Origin of the sequence: Mucilaginibacter sp. CAU 1740 (assembly GCF_039839285.1) — a bacterium.
Lineage (GTDB): Bacteria > Bacteroidota > Bacteroidia > Sphingobacteriales > Sphingobacteriaceae > Mucilaginibacter.
In genome coordinates this window covers 924,868-943,850 of record NZ_JBDOQS010000001.1, presented here as the reverse complement: position 1 = coordinate 943,850, position 18,983 = coordinate 924,868, and the positions used below count along the sequence as shown (strand labels likewise).

General features: G+C 43.3%; 15 protein-coding genes. 7 read left to right on the top strand and 8 right to left on the bottom strand.

All coding sequences use genetic code 11. The annotated features are described in order from the left end of the window. Positions 1-515 precede the first annotated feature (515 nt). Both AAFN85_RS04300 and AAFN85_RS04295 read right to left on the bottom strand, forming a co-directional pair. Complete coding sequence (locus AAFN85_RS04300; protein WP_347525725.1) at positions 516-2,966, bottom strand: TonB-dependent receptor plug domain-containing protein; 2,451 nt, start codon at positions 2,964-2,966, stop codon at positions 516-518. Positions 2,967-3,220: 254 nt separating this feature from the next. Then, a complete protein-coding gene (locus AAFN85_RS04295; RefSeq protein ID WP_347525724.1) occupies positions 3,221-3,751 on the bottom strand; it encodes an OmpA family protein in 531 nt (176 codons plus the stop codon). A gap of 417 nt (positions 3,752-4,168) precedes the next feature. Here AAFN85_RS04295 and AAFN85_RS04290 point away from each other — a divergent pair, with 417 nt between their 5' ends. From AAFN85_RS04290 to AAFN85_RS04280, 3 genes are all read left to right on the top strand, one after another. Next, positions 4,169-5,338, top strand: a complete 1,170-nt coding sequence (locus AAFN85_RS04290) for an alginate lyase family protein (protein ID WP_347525723.1) — start codon at positions 4,169-4,171, stop codon at positions 5,336-5,338. Positions 5,339-5,707: 369 nt separating this feature from the next. Continuing rightward, positions 5,708-7,135, top strand: coding sequence for a glycosyl hydrolase family 18 protein (locus tag AAFN85_RS04285; protein ID WP_347525722.1), 1,428 nt, complete (start codon positions 5,708-5,710; stop codon positions 7,133-7,135). Positions 7,136-7,349: 214 nt separating this feature from the next. After that, positions 7,350-8,744, top strand: a complete 1,395-nt coding sequence (locus AAFN85_RS04280) for a glycosyl hydrolase family 18 protein (RefSeq protein WP_347525721.1) — start codon at positions 7,350-7,352, stop codon at positions 8,742-8,744. Positions 8,745-8,824: 80 nt separating this feature from the next. On the opposite strand, the gene AAFN85_RS04275 is transcribed toward AAFN85_RS04280, so the two are convergent. Next, positions 8,825-9,637: a hypothetical protein gene (locus AAFN85_RS04275; RefSeq protein WP_347525720.1), complete on the bottom strand. Its 813-nt coding sequence runs from the start codon at positions 9,635-9,637 to the stop codon at positions 8,825-8,827. A gap of 232 nt (positions 9,638-9,869) precedes the next feature. Between AAFN85_RS04275 and AAFN85_RS04270 the strand changes: the two genes are divergently transcribed. The 4 genes from AAFN85_RS04270 to AAFN85_RS04255 all read left to right on the top strand — a co-directional run bounded on the left by AAFN85_RS04270 (position 9,870) and on the right by AAFN85_RS04255 (position 13,694). Beyond that, complete coding sequence (locus tag AAFN85_RS04270; RefSeq protein ID WP_347525719.1) at positions 9,870-10,889, top strand: sensor histidine kinase; 1,020 nt, start codon at positions 9,870-9,872, stop codon at positions 10,887-10,889. After that, positions 10,886-11,596: a LytTR family DNA-binding domain-containing protein gene (locus tag AAFN85_RS04265; RefSeq protein WP_347525718.1), complete on the top strand. Its 711-nt coding sequence runs from the start codon at positions 10,886-10,888 to the stop codon at positions 11,594-11,596. Before AAFN85_RS04270 ends, AAFN85_RS04265 begins: the two co-directional genes overlap by 4 nt. Positions 11,597-11,938: 342 nt before the next feature. Next, positions 11,939-12,538 carry a TetR/AcrR family transcriptional regulator gene (locus AAFN85_RS04260; RefSeq protein WP_347525717.1) on the top strand — a complete coding sequence of 200 codons (600 nt, stop codon included), beginning with the start codon at positions 11,939-11,941 and terminating at the stop codon, positions 12,536-12,538. A gap of 4 nt (positions 12,539-12,542) precedes the next feature. Then, positions 12,543-13,694 carry an NAD(P)/FAD-dependent oxidoreductase gene (locus AAFN85_RS04255; protein ID WP_347525716.1) on the top strand — a complete coding sequence of 384 codons (1,152 nt, stop codon included), beginning with the start codon at positions 12,543-12,545 and terminating at the stop codon, positions 13,692-13,694. Positions 13,695-13,802: 108 nt separating this feature from the next. Here AAFN85_RS04255 and AAFN85_RS04250 read toward each other — a convergent pair whose 3' ends face one another. The 5 genes from AAFN85_RS04250 to AAFN85_RS04230 all read right to left on the bottom strand — a co-directional run bounded on the left by AAFN85_RS04250 (position 13,803) and on the right by AAFN85_RS04230 (position 18,806). After that, entirely contained in the window at positions 13,803-14,825 is a 1,023-nt protein-coding gene (locus AAFN85_RS04250) for an asparaginase (protein WP_347525715.1), read from the bottom strand. A 37-nt stretch (positions 14,826-14,862) separates the two neighbouring features. Next, on the bottom strand, positions 14,863-15,630 hold the full coding sequence (locus AAFN85_RS04245; protein ID WP_347525714.1) for a TatD family hydrolase: 768 nt from the start codon (positions 15,628-15,630) through the stop codon (positions 14,863-14,865). Between the two features lie 125 nt (positions 15,631-15,755). After that, a complete protein-coding gene (locus AAFN85_RS04240) occupies positions 15,756-16,745 on the bottom strand; it encodes an FKBP-type peptidyl-prolyl cis-trans isomerase (protein ID WP_347525713.1) in 990 nt (329 codons plus the stop codon). 61 nt (positions 16,746-16,806) lie between these two features. Next, on the bottom strand, positions 16,807-17,793 hold the full coding sequence (locus AAFN85_RS04235) for an FKBP-type peptidyl-prolyl cis-trans isomerase (RefSeq protein ID WP_347525712.1): 987 nt from the start codon (positions 17,791-17,793) through the stop codon (positions 16,807-16,809). Positions 17,794-17,795: 2 nt separating this feature from the next. After that, on the bottom strand, positions 17,796-18,806 hold the full coding sequence (locus AAFN85_RS04230) for a DHH family phosphoesterase (protein WP_347525711.1): 1,011 nt from the start codon (positions 18,804-18,806) through the stop codon (positions 17,796-17,798). Positions 18,807-18,983 lie beyond the last annotated feature (177 nt).

Sequence of the window (18,983 nt, the reverse complement as noted above, 5' to 3'; positions counted from 1 at the left end):
TTAAGGTGCTGTACGGCGCAGGTTTATAAATTATCTACCTTCAAAAAACCGAAGATAAACAAAATCAATATTTGCATGCACGAACATGCTACGCAGTAAACAGTTTCTCTCGGCCCAAATTAAAACAATCCTTTTACACAAAACGGTTCAATAGTTGGTAAAATCGTATCAATTTTGTGAGGAAAGGGGCTAAGAGGGGATTTTTTGCACGCGAAGGCGCTAAAACGCAACGATTTTTGGAGGATTAAATATAACGACACGTCATTGCGAGTAAGTAAAAGCAGTCGCCTCCGAAGGATTATATGACATTATGGGTCGGCCTGTCACCCTGAGCTTGTCGAAGGGTCGCGAGCAGAGGCCCTGCCCACCATGCTTCGACAAGCTCAGCATGACACCCATTTTTAAACATGTCATGGGTAGGCACGAAGCAATCGCACGGAAGCAGGGCGGCCCTGTATAGTTCGCGATTGCTCCTTACCTGATATCACATGATGGATAATACTTTTAACTTCTCATTAATGCACATTATATCGGTAAACTTGCCTACCTAAATTACCATTTTCATCTATCCCCTCAATAACCACTCGATATGGACCAGGCCCATCAGCATTAAAATAACTTAATGAGGCATGGCCGTCCTTATCCGTAATTAATTCAGGCTGCCAATAAATGGTGCTGCGCAAATCGGGCCGGCTACCGTTTTCTTCCAGGCTTTCATATTTTGGCGAATAAAATACCCGTGCTTTATAAAAACCGGGCACTGTTATGGGGAGGATACCCGTTGATGAAATATCTTTAGGCTGCAAACCGCCCCCTGCTTTAGTGTTTATCACAATTACACCCTGGCCTCCGCGCATTCCATATAGCGCCGCGCTCGGTCCGTAAAAAAGCTCAACCGTTTCAACATCTGATGCACTTATTATATCAACCGGGCTATTAAAGCCCAGGCTGCCATTTATCTGTACACCATCCATAAGTATTAAAGCATGATCATTTTGCAGCAAACTACGTGCCCTGTCTCCGTGTACCCTTGGCGCAAGCATCTGACTTAGCGACCCCGAAACAGGAAGCTCACCTATATGTATCACCTGGTCAGCGCTTCCCGGCCCACCTAATGCCGACGACCGATAATTATCATTCCGCTTAACGGCCTTGATATTAACCTGTTTAAGTAATTTAACTTTATTGTACCTGAGGTAATCATCATATTTAAGCCTGCTATTTTCAAGATAGTCACTCATAGATAAATTAACATCCTGTATCATACTGCTGTTTAAAGTAGGGATCAAAGGTGTAGCATCTTTTTTATAAGTAAGCATGGTAGTATTCGCACCCTTTCCATTAACAGCCTGTAGTATAAACTTGCACGAATCGGTAAAAAGCAGATCGCTGAATTTAAAGCTGCCATCGCTGCTTATTGCCCGGGTTAACAGCTGTGTTTCAGGAAATGATCTTATTAATGATACCGTTCCGCTGTTTAACATTTTGCCACCGAGAGTTTTCGCGTTACCACTAATGCTAAGTCCTTTTTCAGGTTGAAAAGCGATAGCAGGGTAAGCATCGGTTACCAGCGGCCTCCACTCAAACCCGCGGTAACCATTGGTGAGCATTACCAGGTCGAGGTTGTGCTGGGTTTCGTCGTTAATATTGGCAAAATAGTAATTAGGCTGCTCAACGGTACCTTTTAAATCGGAGGTTAGTAACAGGTTGGTTAATATGGTGTGTTCGTCGTTCTCGTTAACGGGCACTTTGCCTTCGTCAATTACTGATATCGAAAAATGGCCAGCGGCCGGGCTGTCTGCCCGGTTTTTAACGTCCAGGTTTAGATTAATTAGTTCCCGCCTTCTGTACCCTGTTTTATCGCTGCTTACTGTTAAACTCAACTGATCGTAATTCTGTACAAATATCAAGCGTTCGCAAAGCGGCTCATTGTTATCGTTAAATAGGGCGATCCTGGTTATCCCGGTTTTTAGGCGGCGTTTTAAAATATCAAGCGCGATACTTTGACTATCCAGTTTACATGATACAGTAACTGCCGTGCCACCCGAATAGATAATCAGCGTCAAAGTTTTATCTTTATTTTCATGATAAAAAATATCGCTGGCATTTATTTTAATCGATGCCTTCGCTACGTCATCATTATCAACCGCTAACGCGATGCCTTCATTAACAGGTTTGGGCAGTTTGACGTTTTGTTCAATGCCCGTGGTATCAGTAAATATCGCCCGGTAAGTCTTACCAGGTTCGGGGCTCAACATAAAATAGCCCATCCCCAAATGGGTTGATACGAATGAGGTAATCTGCCTGTTATCGCTATCAAAAACAACGCCTTTAATATCGATTCCTTTTCCATCAGCAGCAACAGCCTTAAAAGCTATTTTATTGCTAAGTGCGGTAATCAGGGTGCCCCCTTCGGCAAAAAATTGCAGGTCGGTTTTGTTATCTGCCAGGGATGGTTGTTTTTTAGCGCTTTCGGGTACTTTATCAACTCCTAAGGCACCCACCCTTATTTCCCGTTCAAAAAAGTTATTGCTGTTGCGCATCCATTGCGTGTAAGCGCGAACCCGATAATTACCTTTTGGCAAGGTATCGTGCAATGCAAAATCGCCCCAGGCAATACCATTGTTTAACTGAAGTGCTATCTCCTGCTTTATATTACCAGCGGCATTAATCAGGTTTACATGCAAAACCCCACTAATGGTTGATAGCTCGTGCTCCTGGCCTTCGGTTAGGTAGGCTTTAAAGTATATCGTATCGCCGGCTGCATAATATGGCTTATCAAAGTGCAGGTATGCTTTTTCGATGGTATGGGTTTCGTTATAAGTTTTAAGTTTTTGTACAATGTTTGCTGCTTGCTCTACCGTATCAGTATGTTTTTGGGTATCATTCTGTAGCAAAGGTTTGGCTACTACACAAAACGGCAGCAGACACAAACAAAATATAGCGTTTTTCAATAAGCTTTGCATAGCGGATGTGTTCGGTAAATAGGTTTAAAACGTCACTTATCTTTCAGGCAGACAGCAACTTTACATGGTTTATAATCAATGTAAATCTATCTAATATTGTCATCTTAAACAATTTATCCGTACATATTAACTGTCCACTTTGGTATCCGCACCGTTACCCTGTTCGCCATATTCCAATCTACAAATAGCCCCCAACAAAAAAAGGCAGCCTGTTTTGCAGGCTGCCTTTGTATTATTAAAAAGGAGCTTAATTATTATTCAGCTACCTTAACTTCAACGCGGCGGTTTAATACGCGGCCTTCTTCGGTGCTGTTATCGGCAATTGGTTTGCTTTCGCCCCAACCTTTAACTGTAAGGTTATCGGCTTTAACACCACTGTTTATCAGGTAAAGTTTTACCGAGTTTGCCCTATCTGTAGATAACGACAAGTTGTGCTCGGCAGTACCTTCGGCAGATGCGTTACCGTTAAGGATAAACTTAACCGATTGATCTTTTTTCAGTTCGGCTGCAATATGATCCAAAGTTTGGTACGAGGCGGTTTTTAACACTGCCGAGTTAAATTCAAACTGGATATTGGTAAAATTATAGTCGGGTTTAGCCGGGGCCGGTGGCGGAGTTGGTGCTGGCGGCGGTGGCGGAGTTGGTTGCGGTGGCGGCGGAGTTTGCTGAACAGGAGCAGCTGGCGGCGGTGTTTGCACAACAGCTTTTTTGGTTTTACAGGCCTGTGTAGTAATAGCTAAAACTGCTACGGAAAGGGCAAATAAGGATGTTTTTAGAGTTTTCATTTTCTAAGTATTTGTGTAAACATAAAAAACGTTGGCATATTGTTTATAGTGCACAACCATATTTTTATAGCTGAACAACGCTTTTTACGTTACGGTGTGGATTATTTAATCAATAGTTATGCCAATGAGGGTTATGAAGCTTAGCTTCGGGTTATTTAAAGCACGCAAAGCCGCGAAGACGCTAAGGTTTTTATAGCCAAACTTTGCGACTTAGCTTTGCGTACTTAAAATTCTCAAACTATTCACCTTAAAAAACTTAGCGTCTTCGCGCCTTTGCGTGCTTAAATTCTCGAACTATTCAACTTAAAAACCTTAGCGAAAAATACTTCTCGCCCCTTCAAATCCCCTACAAGCCAAAAACATCAACCCGGTTTCTTAGCGTATCCTTATCTTGGCGCACCATATATAACCATCGCCATGAAAAACCTATTAGCTGTTATTTTAATTGCAGTAAGCTGCGCGTTTACCAATAAACCATCGCAACCCGATCAATCTCCCATAGAAAAAGCTGCTGAAGCTCTGCTTAAAAAACAAGTTTTAGCCGAAGCTGCCTGGGCCATGCAGCAACAACCAATTACCATAACCGCCTCATCGTCTCCCCGAAGCGCAGGCGGCAAGCACGATTTCTTTTCGGAAGCCGATTATTTTTGGCCCAACCCGCAAAACCCGGATGGCCCCTACATTAACCGCGACGGCATGACCAACCCCGATAATTTTGTAGAACATCGCAAAGCCATGATCCGCTTTAGCAAAATTATCGGCGCGCTGGCATCAGCCTATAAAATAACCGGCGATGTTAAATATGTTAATCAGGCGGTAGTACACCTTAAAGCCTGGTTTATTGATGAGCAAACCTTGATGAACCCAAGTCTGTGGTTTGCACAAGCTGTTAAAGGGCAATTTACCGGCAGGAATTACGGCATTATAGATACCATCCACCTGATGGAAGTTGCCCAGGGTGTTATAGTGATGGAGAAAGCTATAGATGCTAAAACCGTTAAATACATTAAACAATGGTTTGCCATGTACACCGAATGGCTCACAACCAGCAAGCCTGGCATTCAGGAAAAAGAAGTTAAAAACAACCACGCCACCTGTTGGGCCATGCAGGTAGCCTCATTTGCCAAACTTTGCAATAACGAGGCTGTGCTTGATTCATTAAGAGCGAGATACAAAACCATCCTGCTGCCAAGGCAAATGGGTACCGATGGTAGTTTTCCCTTAGAGATTGAGCGCACCAAACCTTATGGCTATTCCATATTTAATTTAGATGCCATGACCATGCTTTGCCAGATCTTATCCACCCCAAAAGATAACCTCTGGAACTTTGAAACCACCGATGGTAAATCCATTAAAAAAGGCATCAGCTATTTATATCCTTTTGTAGCCGATAAAAGCAAATGGGCATTAAAACCCGATGTAATGTATTGGGATAACTGGCCTGTAGCACAACCCTTTTTACTGTTTGGTGCCGATACCTATCACGAAAACAACTGGTTCAACACCTGGAAAAACCTCGACCATAACCCTAAGGTTGAGGAAGTTATCCGCAATTTACCTATCCGCCATCCGCTTATATGGTTTTAACAGCATGGTTAAACCTATATCAAAATGCCATATTTCAATCAAAAACAATAAATAAACTGTGAGTTAAGCGTATCGGCCTAAAAAAAATTAATGGCAAAAGCTGCGTTTACGGGCCGGTTTCACACTACAAAAGCACTACTACGCTTGTGATTGAGCCGTATTGGGCCTATTATAAGGTATTTATAATAAGATGTTTATATAATTTTACTCATACCAAAACATCTATAAAGCCTATTAACGCCCTATAATGGATATTAGTATCAGATATTCATAAGTATTATAAAAATGAGTTAACAGGCGATGTTTTTATTACCAGGCCAATTATAAACCTATACATAAATACATCAAACACCACTTAACAATTAACTTATGAGATCAAAAATTAACTCTTATCTCCTCGGCCTCACGCTGGCTGTGCTGGCGGCATTCTCATCCTGTAAAAAGGATAACATGAACCAGTTTAAAACCGGCGATGCCCCTACCCCAAGTGGCGACAGTAAAGCCGTATCGCCAAACAATGCCGTACCTATTGCCTCGTTTAAAGTGATAGGTTATTTACCAAGCTGGCAGGGCGATGTTAATACGGTTCAGTACAGCAAACTAACCCACATTAATTACGCTTTCCTTACGCCAACCAACTCCGGTGGGCTAAATCCACTGGATAACCTATCTAAGTTTACCAGCCTGGTTACTAACGCGCACAACAACAATGTAAAAGTGATCATATCTGTTGGCGGCGGTGGTGGTGGCGATGCCTTCCACTCTATTGTAGCTAACTCAGGCTATCGTACCACATTTGTTAACAACATGGTTAACTTCTGTAATCAGTACGGTATTGACGGCGTGGATATCGACTGGGAATTTCCATCTGCAGGTACCGAAACCACCAACTTTTACACCTTGCTGCAACAGCTTTCAACCGCTATGCACAATGGCGGCAGGGTTTGTACCATCGCCTCTATTTCGGTTGGCGCATCGTACGTAACCAATAACATGTTTACCATATTGGATTGGATAAACATTATGGATTATGATGATAACAACTTCCAGCACTCTACCTATCAATCGGCTGTTGATTGTTTGAATTACTGGGCTGGTCGTGGTTTACCTGCTGCCAAAACCATACTGGGCGTTCCGTTTTATGCAAGGGATAACCGTTATGATTATATGACCAAAAACTACGTAGATGTTTTGGCTATAGGCGGTAGTCCCAACTCTGATACTTTTCAAAACTACGGTTACAACGGCATCCCAACCATTAAAAGTAAAACCACGCTGGCACTTAACCAGGCCGGCGGTATGATGATCTGGGATCTGGGTGGCGATGCCTCGGGGGCTAACTCTCTGCTTTCGGCCATCAACTCGGTAATTACCGGTGGTACAACCACTCCGCCTACGGGCACCAACCCGCCTATTGGCACCGTAATTACCCTTAAAGGTTTCAACGGTAAGTATGTAAGTGGCGAAAACGGCACCCAGGCCATGACCTGCACCCGTACTACGGCCGGCGATTGGGAAAAATTCACCGTACTTGACGCCGGTGCCGGTAAAGTTTACCTGCGCAGCATGAGCAAATATGTATCATCAGAAAACGGCACGCAAGCCATCACCTGCAATCGCACCACACCAAGCGATTGGGAAAAATTTGACTGGATAGTTACCGCCGATGGCAAGATCACCCTACGCGGCAACAACGGCAAATTCATCTCGAGCGAGAACGGCACCCAAGCCATGACCTGTACCCGTGCAACAGCATCGGGCTGGGAAGCTTTTGGGTTGAAACCAGTAACATTATAGTTTTTCCTCAAAAGCACGGGAATGTGCGATTCCCTCCCCTGGGAGGGTGTAGGGAGGGGTTTCATCGCCATGAATATCGAAGAAGCCTGGCGTATAAACCCCTCCCTGCCACCGCACACCCTATCGCCCCCCTCCCAAGGGAGGGAATCGCACAATTCCACCGCTCTTTTAACACCCTGCATACCACATCCATCCACCAATAAAACAACCTATTATGAAAAAAACTTTAAACTCCCGCCTGCTATGGTACATAGCAGTAGTGTTCTTTGCATTCTCATCTTGTCGTAAAGACAGTTTTTCACCAAATCAGCCAAATAGCCCGCTTGACAACGCGCCTCAAAAGGCTGTTAATGTTGATGCTGTTCCCGGCTTTAAAGTAGTGGGCTACCTGCCAAGCTGGGCAGGGGCCGTTAGCGCCACCCAGATCTCGAAATTAACCCACGTAAATTATGCCTTTGTTGCGCCTACGGCCTCGGGCGGTATAGGTCCGGTAGATAACGTATCCAAACTGCAAAGCCTTGTTTCAACTGCCCATGCCAACGGCGTGAAAGTATTGGTATCATTTGGCGGCTGGAATGATGGTAACGATAGCGCCTTCGAAACGTTGGCTGCCAACTCAACATCGCGCAATAACTTTGTAACCAACCTGGTAAACTTTGCCAACCAATACAATCTGGACGGTATCGATATAGACTGGGAATATCCTGATGACGGTGCATCGGCCAATAACTATGCTACGCTGATGTCGTCACTAAGCACAGCGCTGCATAACCAGGGCAAATTGCTTACCGCAGCAGTGATATCAAACGATGGCTCAAGCGTATTGAACAGCGTTTTCGGCGTTGTTGATTTCCTTAACCTCATGGCTTACGATGGCGACGGACCAAACCACTCTACTTATGCTTTAGCCCAAACTTCATTAAACTATTGGATAGGCAGGGGCTTGCCTAAAGCAAAGGCTATTTTAGGTGTTCCATTTTATGGCAGGGAGCCATATACCTCATATGCCGATATTTTGGCAGGTGGCGGTAGCCCTAATTCTGATACATGGAATGGTATTGGCTACAACGGTATCCCAACCATTAAAAGCAAAACCACGCTGGCCATTAACCAAGGCGGCGGTATCATGATGTGGGAACTATCGCAGGATGTTTCGGGCGCTAACTCGCTGTTATCGGCAATTAGTTCGGTTATTAACGGTACTTCAACCCCGCCAACAAGCAGTAACCCGCCTATCGGCACGGTGATCTCACTTAAGGGTTTCAATAATAAATATGTAAGCGGCGAAAACGGCACGCAAGCCATGACCTGCACCCGTACCACAGCAGGCGATTGGGAGCACTTCACTGTACTTGATGCCGGGGCAGGTAAAATTTACCTGCGCAGCATGGGCAAATACGTATCATCAGAAAACGGAACCCAAGCTATCACTTGTAACCGCACCACACCAGGCGACTGGGAAAAATTTGACTGGATAGTAGCTGCCGACGGTAAGATCACCCTACGCGGCAACAACGGCAAATTTATCTCGAGCGAGAACGGAACCCAAGCCATGACCTGTACCCGCGCAACAGCATCGGGCTGGGAAGCTTTCGGGCTAAATCAATAGCAAACTATTAACTGATCTATAATGAGGCCGGGACTATGATTTGACTATCATAGCCCCGGCTGTTTTTTATGGGATATATTTTACTTCACAAACCTCGGCAATAAATTAACCGCCGCCCCCATCATTTTAACTTTATATCTATACCCTCCACCAAAAGCATCTTCCTCTTTTAAAAATTCATGGTTCTTTTTGCTGATCCAATAGGTTTCGGTAAAGTGGCGACCATTATAATCGCTTTCGTTATACAGTTTCCAGCAATCAACTTTGTTACCATCCAATGTGGTAATTACCTCACTGCCGGTTACTTTGTACAATACATAAAGCGGTGCAGGCATACCTGCTTCAAAAAACGGAATGGCGAAGCTTTTACCTTGTGCAAGGGGCAACATCTCGAAAGTTTCGATATCCAGGTTCCAGTTAAAATTGGCGAAGGGAAAATCGTACTTAAAATCCTTGGCCTCGTTGTTGGTTACGGTATCGGCGCTCAGTATCTTATCTGAAAACCAGTTAAAGGCTTTTGTTTTTTTCCCGATGGTTTCTGAATGATAAACCGGAGTAAAATCGGCTGCTTTATTTATTGAATAGATAGAGCGATATGAAGTACTGTCGTTTCCGTACCAATGCTGGGTAACGGTGAAAACTTTTTCGCCGTTCCTATTCTCCAGCCTGATATCGCGCAGCCAAAGCCAGAATTTAAGGCTTCGGCTATCTTTCGAGTTTTGAAAGTACACCAGGTATTGGTTTAAACCGGGTTTAAGGTTTGCGGTGATAAGGCGTTTATCTTTTACGCGTATGGTATCTGTCTGGGCAAATACTTTAGGAGCATGCGAGAGCAGTAATAAAAGGGTTAAACCAAGGGCTGCTATTTTTTCGGCTAATTGTTCAGTTTTCATAATGGTTGTGTTTGATAAGGATATTTCGCTGTTAATAGCTCAAAACTGCCTTTTATTAAACATGCCGTAAAGCCGTTTAAACCAACATTGCTTTCTTTTTAGTAATCAACCATAATTATTCAACAACATGCCTGTAGGCCCATTTATTTAAAATTAGAGGCTAATTATTGAATAAATACCGGCATCTATTTAAAACCCATATCAACCCGCCAAAAGCTTTGTAATTTTAAACATGCAACTTTTTAAAAGCAAGCTTACGCTTATTCAACTTCAGCTTTTGGTATGGCTGTCGGTGGCATTGCTGCTGTTTTTTTCATATTTACCGATGGATGGGCCGGGGCAGTCGGCAGTTTACACTATTGTGAACACGGCTTTTTATGCTATTATCATTTACGGTAACATCTCGTTCCTGTTCCCGGTATTTTATCAAAAAGGCAGGTACGTTTGGTATATTTTACTGGTTATTATTTTTATAGCGATAACGGGGGTAGTTCGAGGGTATTTAACACTTTGGATTTATAACACATGTTTTGCTAAAACGCCTGAATCCATTACAGAAGAGGCGATAATCAAATATGCTTCGGGCGGGATACTCATCTTTGTAATGAGCCTGATATTCCGCATCGCGATAGCCTATTTTAAGCTAAAGCAGCAAACCGAAGAGATCATGGTACAAAAAAGCCAGGCCGAGCTGAATTTGCTAAAATCGCAGGTGCAACCGCACTTTTTGTTCAACACCCTCAACAATATTTATTACGAAGCATACCGTGAGGCCCCCAGAACGGCCGGACTAATTGAGCGCCTAAGCGATATTATGCGCTATTTTGTTGACGAAAGCCCTAAAGACGATGTAGCCATTGGCACTGAAGTACAGTTTATTGAAAATTATATAGCTTTAGAAAAAATAAGGATCAGGCATGAGGTGGTGGTATTTTTTGAGAAGAGCTTCAATTCAGACCTCCGCATCCCGCCCATGCTGCTCATGACTTTTGTTGAAAATATTTTTAAGCATGGCATCGATAAAACGAGCGAGCAAAACCTCATCGGTATATCGCTGGTGCAACAGGATGGCTACCTGTTTTTTAAAACCAATAACGCCATCCATGCCGAAACAACAGGCAACCGGTCTACAGGGTTTGGCATTGTTAATTTAACCAAAAGGCTGAGCATGCTTTACGGGGAAAACTTTGAGCTAAAAATTGATAAAAGCAACAATACTTTTGCAGCGTACCTAAAAATTCCGGTATCATGAATTTAAGCTGCATTATAATTGATGATGAGCCCAACGCGGTTAACCTGCTCGAAATGCTGGTACAGCAAAGTACCCAATGGCAGCTTAAAGCCAAATGCTATAATGCCCTCGAAGCGCTTGCTTTTTTAAAAACCAACAAGGTTGATTTCATTTTTCTGGATATCAACATGCCCCAACTCACCGGCATGGAACTGGCGGGCCTATTGCCGCCCCAAACCAAAATTGTATTTACTACGGCTTACTCGGAATACGCCGCCGAAAGCTATACCTATCAAACTATCGATTACCTGCTGAAACCCATCACCCTGAAACGTTTTTTGGCAGCACAGCAAAAAATTGAAGCTTACTTTGGCAAACCGGAACCTATTGCACAAAAAGCGGATGCAGTGGATGAGGGTTATTTCTTCGTAAAATCGGGCAAGGTGCTGCGCCGGATCCTGTTAGATGAGATCTTATATTTTGAGGGTGAGAAAGAATATGTGCGCCTGGTTACCCGGCAGGAGCAATTATTGATCTATCGCAGATTAAAAGACATTGAAGAGCAACTTTCTGCCCCCTTTGTGCGGGTACATAACTCCTACATTGTAAATACCAAACAACTGATAAAAATTCAGGACAATCATATTTATATTGCCGATAAACATATCCCGGTAAGCGAAAAATTTAAAGAGGGTTTTATGGCGATAATTAATAAAAGGATATTTTAGCGGATAGATAAGGCAACCTAAAGCCCCGTCTAAAAATACAAAAGTCATCATTGCGAGGCACGAAGCAATCCCCGAGAGGCAGATCGGCCAAGCAAATTCGCCCTATACAGTTGGGGATTGCTTCGTACCCCGCAATGACGTGCAGTATAATGTTTAATAGTTTTAGTTAGCCTCTCCTTAGTGTCTCTGCGTCTTCGCGTGCTTAACATCTTCAACATACATATTTAAACCCCAAAAGGTCTTCTCTCCTTTGTGCGCTCGTCCAATTGTCATAATTTCAAAAAACATTGTAAGTAAATAAACATTTACTTACAATTGTATCGAATTTTAATTCAACAGCTTATGCGCCCTAAAAACTTAGAGAAAGAACAAGCTATTCGCACCATAGCATTGGAGATCATCGCTACCGAAGGCCTTGAAAACCTCAGCATGCAAAAGTTGGCCAAGGCAGCCGGGGTATCTCCGCGTACCATCTACATTAAGTATGAGGACAAGGAAGATCTGCTGATCAAGCTTTTCATCACCGAGGTTTTAGGCGCTTATGAAGCTGCTATCCTTAAAGATTTTGATGAGCAGATGAAATTTACCGAGGGTGTTAAAAAACTATGGTTCAACGCCTTCGAATATCTAAAAAACAACAAACCGCATTTCTCGCTGATGCTGTACGGCAAATCATCTCCCCTGCTTAACAAAGCTTATCAACGGGAAAATATTCAGCAAGGGCAGTTTTTTGCACCCATTCACCGGTTTACGGAAGCAAATGTAAAAGCGGGTGTGATTCGCGACCTGCCTTTTGATGTGCAGCGGGCATTGTTGTTTTCACCACTGCTTGAATTAGTAAACGAATACTTTGATCATGCCGACAGGCCAAAGCAGATCATTACCAACGAGGTTGTAGCCGAATGTTGCGACATCGTAATAAAAGGTCTTTTAAAACAATAACAAGATGAAAGCAATTAAAAACAAAAATATAGCCATTGTAGGCGGCGGTCCCGGTGGCTTAACCCTTGCCCGCCTTTTGCAAATGAATGGTGCCAACGTAAAAGTTTACGAACGCGACGTTAATAAAGATGTAAGGGTACAAGGTGCCACACTCGACCTGCATGAAGAATCGGGCTTGAAGGCCCTGGAAGCGGCCGGACTAATGGATGCCTTCAATGCCAACTATCGTCCCGGAGCAGATAGGCTTAGGGTGACCGATAAAAGCGGTGCAATTATTTTAGATGAACATGGTGCAGAAGGTGGCCCATACAATCGCCCCGAAATTGATCGCGGGCCGCTAAGAAAAATCCTCCTCGAATCTCTTCAGCCGGATACAGTAGTTTGGGATAGCCAATTTGTATCCCTCGGCGAGCAGGATGGCGTAACTAAACTGGAGTTTAAAAATGGCACAACAGCTTATGCCGATATAGTGATAGCCGCAGATGGCGCTAACTCTAAAATCCGCCCGTACATAACTGATATCAAACCTTTTTACGTAGACGTCAGCGTGATTGAAGGTGCGGTTTATAACTCAGAGAAGAATAGCCCCAAAGTTCATCAGCTATTAAATGGCGGTAAAATATTTGCCTTGGATGATGCAAAAACACTGATAGTAAGCTCGAAAGGCGATGGCAGCCTGGTATTTTACGCGGGACTAAAAACCACCGAAACATGGCTGCAGGATAGCCGTATCGATTTTAAAAATAAAGCGCAAGTGTTTGCCTGGTTTAAACAGGAGTTTGCCGGATGGGGTGAAATTTGGGATGAGCTTTTTGAAAACACTGAGCCGGTGTTTATTCCCCGACCACAATACTGTATGCCCTTAGATCAAACCTGGCAGGCCCTGCCAAACCTAACCATGCTTGGCGATGCCGCCCACCTGATGCCTCCCTATGCTGGTGAAGGTGTGAATATGGCCATGCTGGATGCATTGGAATTAGCCGAATGCTTATTAAGCGAGAATTTTTCCAATACACATGATGCTATTGCAGCTTACGAAACGCAGATGCGCAAAAGGGCATCAGAAACCGCTGCTGTTACACTGGAACAGACGGACTCACTGCATTCTGTGGATGGATTGAAAAATTTGGTGGCGATGTTCAGGCCGGAGGAATAAAAAAGACGTCATTGCGAGGTACGAAGCAATCGCGAGCTATACAGGGCGGACCTGCTAATCGGGGATTGCCTCGTTCCTCGCAATGACGTTTGGTTATATCTCTCTAAACTACGATACCGTAATCTCTCCCCTCAAATCAGTCTCCAACCATTCTTTCACCTGCAATGGGTCATCACTTTGGCCAAGCAGGTACATCATTTTGGTAACAGCCGATTCGAAGGTCATATCATAGCCGTTGGCTACGCCTATTTCTTTAAGGTCTTTACTGGTTTCGTAGCGGCCAAGTTCAACTGTGCCAACTTTACATTGCGAAATATCCAGGATCACTTTGCCGCTGTTGATAGCATTTTTAAGCAGATCGATAAACCAGCTATCGGTTGTGGTATTACCTGCACCAAATGTCTCCATCACTATGCCGCGCACATCGGCACTTAAAATATTCTCAACCACTTTAGGGCTGATGCCCGGATATAATTTCAATACACCAACGTCGGCCACTAAATTATTGTGGATGATCAATGCGCTCTCTTCTTCCGGGTGCCTGATATCATTGGCACTGAAGCGTAGGTGCACGCCCGACTCGGCCAGGATTGGATAGTTTGGCGAGCGGAAGGCCTCAAACTTTGATGAGTTATATTTAAAAGCCCTGTTACCACGGAAAAGTTTGTAATCAAAATAGATACAAACTTCCGGCACACGGGCACGGTCGTTCTTTTTGGCTTTAGCTATTTCAATAGCTGTCATCAGGTTCTCCTTCGCATCAGTACGGATAGCGCTGATAGGTAATTGCGAACCTGTGAAAATGATGGGCTTGCCTAAGTTCTCTAACATAAAACTTAATGCTGATGCAGTGTACGCCATCGTATCAGATCCGTGCAGAATCACAAAGCCATCATTGTCATGATAATTAGCCTGGATCAAACCGGCAAGTTCGCTCCAGATCTGCGGGTTCATGTTTGATGAATCGATGATCTCATCAAACGAGTGTACTTTGATACGGCAATTAAGCTTTTCAAGCTCGGGCACATTATCCATTATTTGCTCAAAGTTAATAGGCTTGAGCACCTTTGTAACCGGATCACTCATCATACCTATTGTCCCTCCGGTATAGATGATTAAAATTTGGCTCATTAATTAAGTTATATGCTGTTTTAAATATTAAACAATTTTAAATTCCGAACACAAGCCTGGAATTTTCGGTAGTGACCTCGGCCACTTTTTCAATGCTTGTTTGGTGAAGCTCGGCTACCTTTTGGGCAATATACACCAGGTACGAACTTTCATTAGGTTTACCCCTGAACGGAACGGGGGTAAGGTACGGAGAATCTGTTTCTAAAACGATATGTTTTAAGTCAATTTCCTGTACAACTTTATCAAGGCCTGAGTTTTTGTAGGTAACAACGCCTCCTATCCCCAGGTAAAAATTAAGGTCGATCACTTTTTGGGCCTGTTCAACTGTACCGCCAAAGCAGTGGAAAATTCCGCGCAGTTTATCGTCGGCTTCCTGTTGCAGTACTTCGTACACTTCATTAAAAGCATCGCGGCAATGAATCACTATAGGCAGATCGAGGCTTTTTGCCCAGTTTATCTGCTTTACAAAAGCATCAACCTGCTCTTTTAAATGGGTTTTATCCCAATACAGGTCGATACCTATCTCGCCAATAGCGTAGATCTTATTTTGCTGATGGGCATTCATAATGGCCGTTAGTTCGGCCTCCCAATTTTCCTTTACATCGCATGGGTGAAGGCCCAGCATGGGGTAACAATATTGCGGATACTCTTCAACCAGGCCGTATATCAACGCCGTAGAAGCGGCATCAACGTTAGGTAAAAACAAACGGGTAATTTGATTATCAATACAGCGCTGCATTAATGCTTTGCGCTTTTCAGGAATGGTTTCGTAGTATAAATGGGTGTGCGTGTCGGTTAAAACCATGCTGCAAAAATAAACCTTTGAACTATGTAATAACGAATTTATTGCCGTAAAGTATCATCCGGCTTAATTAAAGCCAGGTGATATTAAACAAAAAACCTCCTGGTTTTTGCAGGAGGTTTTTCTATTTAGCTTTTCTTTTTAGCTACAGGCTTTTTCGCACCGGCCTTTCTAACCGGAGTTTTGCCGACAGCTGGCTTGGGTGCTACGTGCTTGCCTGGTTTCACTTTTACCAATTCCAGATCAAACAACAAGGTGCTATAGCCCGGAATGGATGGCCCGTTTCCACGGTCGCCGTAACCTATTGATGATGGGATGATGAACGTTGCTTTCGAACCTTCGTTCAGCAAAAGCAAGCCTTCTTCCCAGCCTTGTATTACGCGGTGCTCGCCTAAAACAACGCTGATAGGCTCATATGTACGGCCTGGTTGCTCTAAACCACCAGCCTTAGCGTTAGCCTCAATACTGCTATCAAACATTTTACCATCAAGCGTTTTACCGGTGTAGTTTACCAATACGGTATCACCTGCAAGCGGTTTTCTTTTTGCCGAAGGGGTGGTGATAATATATTTTAAGCCAGATGGAGTAGTAAGCGGTTTAAGGCCTTTGGCAGCGATATATTTATCCCTATCTACAGCTTCTGCTTGTTTCAGTTTCTCTAAACCTGCATTACGCTCGGCAATAGCATCATTTAATGATTGGATCTTTTCCATCTTGATGATGAAAGTAAGATAGCTTCCTTTTGGAAAAAACGGGGGACGGGCCTCTTCATGGCCTTTAAAAACCGAATCGGTAGGAACTTTTACCAGTGCGCTATCTTTGGCAGCAAGTAACGGAAATACATCCATCATGTCGCCCAAAGCACGCCATTCCTGAATTTGTGCCTGAGCTGGCTTACCTGCGGCATAGCTGCTAAACAATACCGAATCTTTATCCGTTTTTTGGATAAAGTTAAAAGTGATCACATCATTAAGCTTCGGCTTATCGCCGGGGTTAGCTGTAAATATTTTATAAAATGAGCCTTTATCGGTTTTTTGCAAGCCTTCGGTTTGTGCGTTGGCCGTTGAGGCAAATGCCGCTAAGGCCGAAACTAATAAATAAGAAAAGTGCTTTTTCATGAGGTATAAATAAAAAAGCCTTTCCTGGTTTAAGCAGGAAAGGCTTTGTATTAAAAATCAATTATTTAGTTGCCGGTGCAGTTGTAGGCATTTGCATCGGCATTTGCGGTGCAGCCGGTTTTGGAGCGTTTGGATCCGGGTGTTTGATGTTTACCAATTCAACTTCAAATACAAGCGGAGTATAAGGCTGCATTTGCTGGCTGCCCTGATCGCCATAACCTAAAGATGATGGGATAACCATAACTGCTTTGGTGCCTTTGTTAAACAATTGGAAACCTTCGTCCCAACCTTTAACTACCCTGCCTTCGCCAATAACAACCGGGATAGGCTGGTAAGGGTTCATTGGGTTGATAGACATTTTTTCTTTTACAGCTACAGCTTTTTCGCTGGTTTCAATCACTTTACCTGTAGTAAGTCTTAAGGTATAGTTAATGATAGCAGTATCATGTGGCGCTACATTAGGGCCGCTACCTGGGGTAGTGATCACATAGTTTAAGCCAGATGCTGTTTTAGTGAATTTCAGATCTTTATGAGCAGCAAAGTAAGCATCTATTTTAGCAGGCTCTTTAGCTTTAAGTGCATCTTTCTGGCCGTTAATGTATTGCATAACACGATCCTGGAAAACTTTTTCATTAAGCGCGCCTTTAGCAATTACTTTTTCAATTTTAACGATATAAACAAGGTATTTGCCTTTAAATGTAGGCGGAACTTGCTGACCGTTTTTGCGTAATGAATCTACCGATACTTTAATGGTAGCGCTATCGCCTTCACCTAATAATGATAAACCAGAAACAATATCGCCTTTGGTTTGCACTTTAGGCATTGGGCTGTAAATAGGCGCGCCGCTATCGTACGAGTTGTTAAGAATTGAGTCCTTATCAGTTTTAAGGATCATGTTAAGGCTTACAAAATCGCCTTCTTTAAGTTTAGCACCACCTTTTGAGGTATGGATATTGTAAAGCATGCCGCCATCGCCTTGCTTAAATCCACCATTACAACCTGCAAATCCAATGGTAGCAAGTGCCAGAAACATCAGTTTTTTGTTCATTTTTACTGTATTAATAGTTTTTTATACTCGGGTAATATTTGTTTAAATTGTTCAATAACATCGGCCAAAGGCGCGTCTGAATGGCCACCGGCAGCATTGCGGTGACCGCCGCCATTAAAATGTTTTTTGCAGATCTCGTTTGCAGGGAACTCTCCTTTTGAGCGCAGTGATAGTTTTACCCTATCTGTACGTTCAACAATAAACGCGGCCAACTTAATGCTTGCCATTGATAGTGCGTAGTTAACCACACCTTCGGTATCCCCGGTTTCAACGTCAAATCTTTCCAGATCTTGCTTACTAACGGCAATAATGGCGGTATTGTATTCGGGCAATACTTCAAGGCAATTGGCCAAACAGTGACCTAAAAAGCGTAACCTGCTTTCAGATGCATTATTATATACCAACTCATGAATGCGCCAGTTTACGGCACCTGCATCAATCAGGTTGGCAACTATACGGTGTACTGCAGATGTTGTATTTGGTAAACGGAACGAAGCCGAATCGGTCATGATACCTGTGTAAAGGCAGGTAGCCACATCTTTATTAACAAGTTCGGGGTGTTTGAGCTCATTAACTATAAAGTCATACACCAGTTGCGCGGTAGCACAGGCGTTGATATCCCAGTGACGGTAATCATCAAAATCGGCCGGCTCCAGGTGATGGTCTATCATTACCTTATAGGCATCACTTGCGCCAACGAGGTCACCCATATCATTAATACGGCTAAGTGCGTTAAAATCGAGGCAAAAGATAAGTTTGGCTTCGGCAATCAGTACAGCCGCTTCTTCCTTGCTTTCGGTATAAACAATAACGTTTTCGTTACCGGGCAGCCAGCTTAAAAAATCGGGATAGTCTGTAGGGGCTATCACTTTGGCGTGATGGCCTTGCTGAATAAGATAATTATATAAACCTAATGACGAGCCCATAGCATCACCATCAGGTTTATGATGTGTGGTGATCACTATTTTTTGAGGCTGCTTTAAAAGGTCGCTAAGAGCGGCTAAATCTAACATCAATTCTTAAAAAAGAGTTGCAAAGCTAAATAAATTAATTAAATACAAACCATCTAATTTAATTCAAAAAGCTTTATCTTACAGATGTAAAACCCTACTTTTGCGCCAAATTTCGGGCGCGTTTTTTATAGCTTGAAGTTTTAAGCTAATACACCAAATACGTTTTGCCTGTTAACC

What these genes read in the sequence shown, in the direction of transcription:
- AAFN85_RS04300 (WP_347525725.1), bottom strand. Translation starts at nt 2,966, where the DNA reads ATGCAAAGCTTATTGAAAAACGCTATATTTTGTTTGTGTCTGCTGCCG.
- AAFN85_RS04295 (WP_347525724.1), bottom strand. Translation starts at nt 3,751, where the DNA reads ATGAAAACTCTAAAAACATCCTTATTTGCCCTTTCCGTAGCAGTTTTA.
- AAFN85_RS04290 (WP_347525723.1), top strand. Translation starts at nt 4,169, where the DNA reads ATGAAAAACCTATTAGCTGTTATTTTAATTGCAGTAAGCTGCGCGTTT.
- AAFN85_RS04285 (WP_347525722.1), top strand. Translation starts at nt 5,708, where the DNA reads ATGAGATCAAAAATTAACTCTTATCTCCTCGGCCTCACGCTGGCTGTG.
- AAFN85_RS04280 (WP_347525721.1), top strand. Translation starts at nt 7,350, where the DNA reads ATGAAAAAAACTTTAAACTCCCGCCTGCTATGGTACATAGCAGTAGTG.
- AAFN85_RS04275 (WP_347525720.1), bottom strand. Translation starts at nt 9,637, where the DNA reads ATGAAAACTGAACAATTAGCCGAAAAAATAGCAGCCCTTGGTTTAACC.
- AAFN85_RS04270 (WP_347525719.1), top strand. Translation starts at nt 9,870, where the DNA reads ATGCAACTTTTTAAAAGCAAGCTTACGCTTATTCAACTTCAGCTTTTG.
- AAFN85_RS04265 (WP_347525718.1), top strand. Translation starts at nt 10,886, where the DNA reads ATGAATTTAAGCTGCATTATAATTGATGATGAGCCCAACGCGGTTAAC.
- AAFN85_RS04260 (WP_347525717.1), top strand. Translation starts at nt 11,939, where the DNA reads ATGCGCCCTAAAAACTTAGAGAAAGAACAAGCTATTCGCACCATAGCA.
- AAFN85_RS04255 (WP_347525716.1), top strand. Translation starts at nt 12,543, where the DNA reads ATGAAAGCAATTAAAAACAAAAATATAGCCATTGTAGGCGGCGGTCCC.
- AAFN85_RS04250 (WP_347525715.1), bottom strand. Translation starts at nt 14,825, where the DNA reads ATGAGCCAAATTTTAATCATCTATACCGGAGGGACAATAGGTATGATG.
- AAFN85_RS04245 (WP_347525714.1), bottom strand. Translation starts at nt 15,630, where the DNA reads ATGGTTTTAACCGACACGCACACCCATTTATACTACGAAACCATTCCT.
- AAFN85_RS04240 (WP_347525713.1), bottom strand. Translation starts at nt 16,745, where the DNA reads ATGAAAAAGCACTTTTCTTATTTATTAGTTTCGGCCTTAGCGGCATTT.
- AAFN85_RS04235 (WP_347525712.1), bottom strand. Translation starts at nt 17,793, where the DNA reads ATGAACAAAAAACTGATGTTTCTGGCACTTGCTACCATTGGATTTGCA.
- AAFN85_RS04230 (WP_347525711.1), bottom strand. Translation starts at nt 18,806, where the DNA reads ATGTTAGATTTAGCCGCTCTTAGCGACCTTTTAAAGCAGCCTCAAAAA.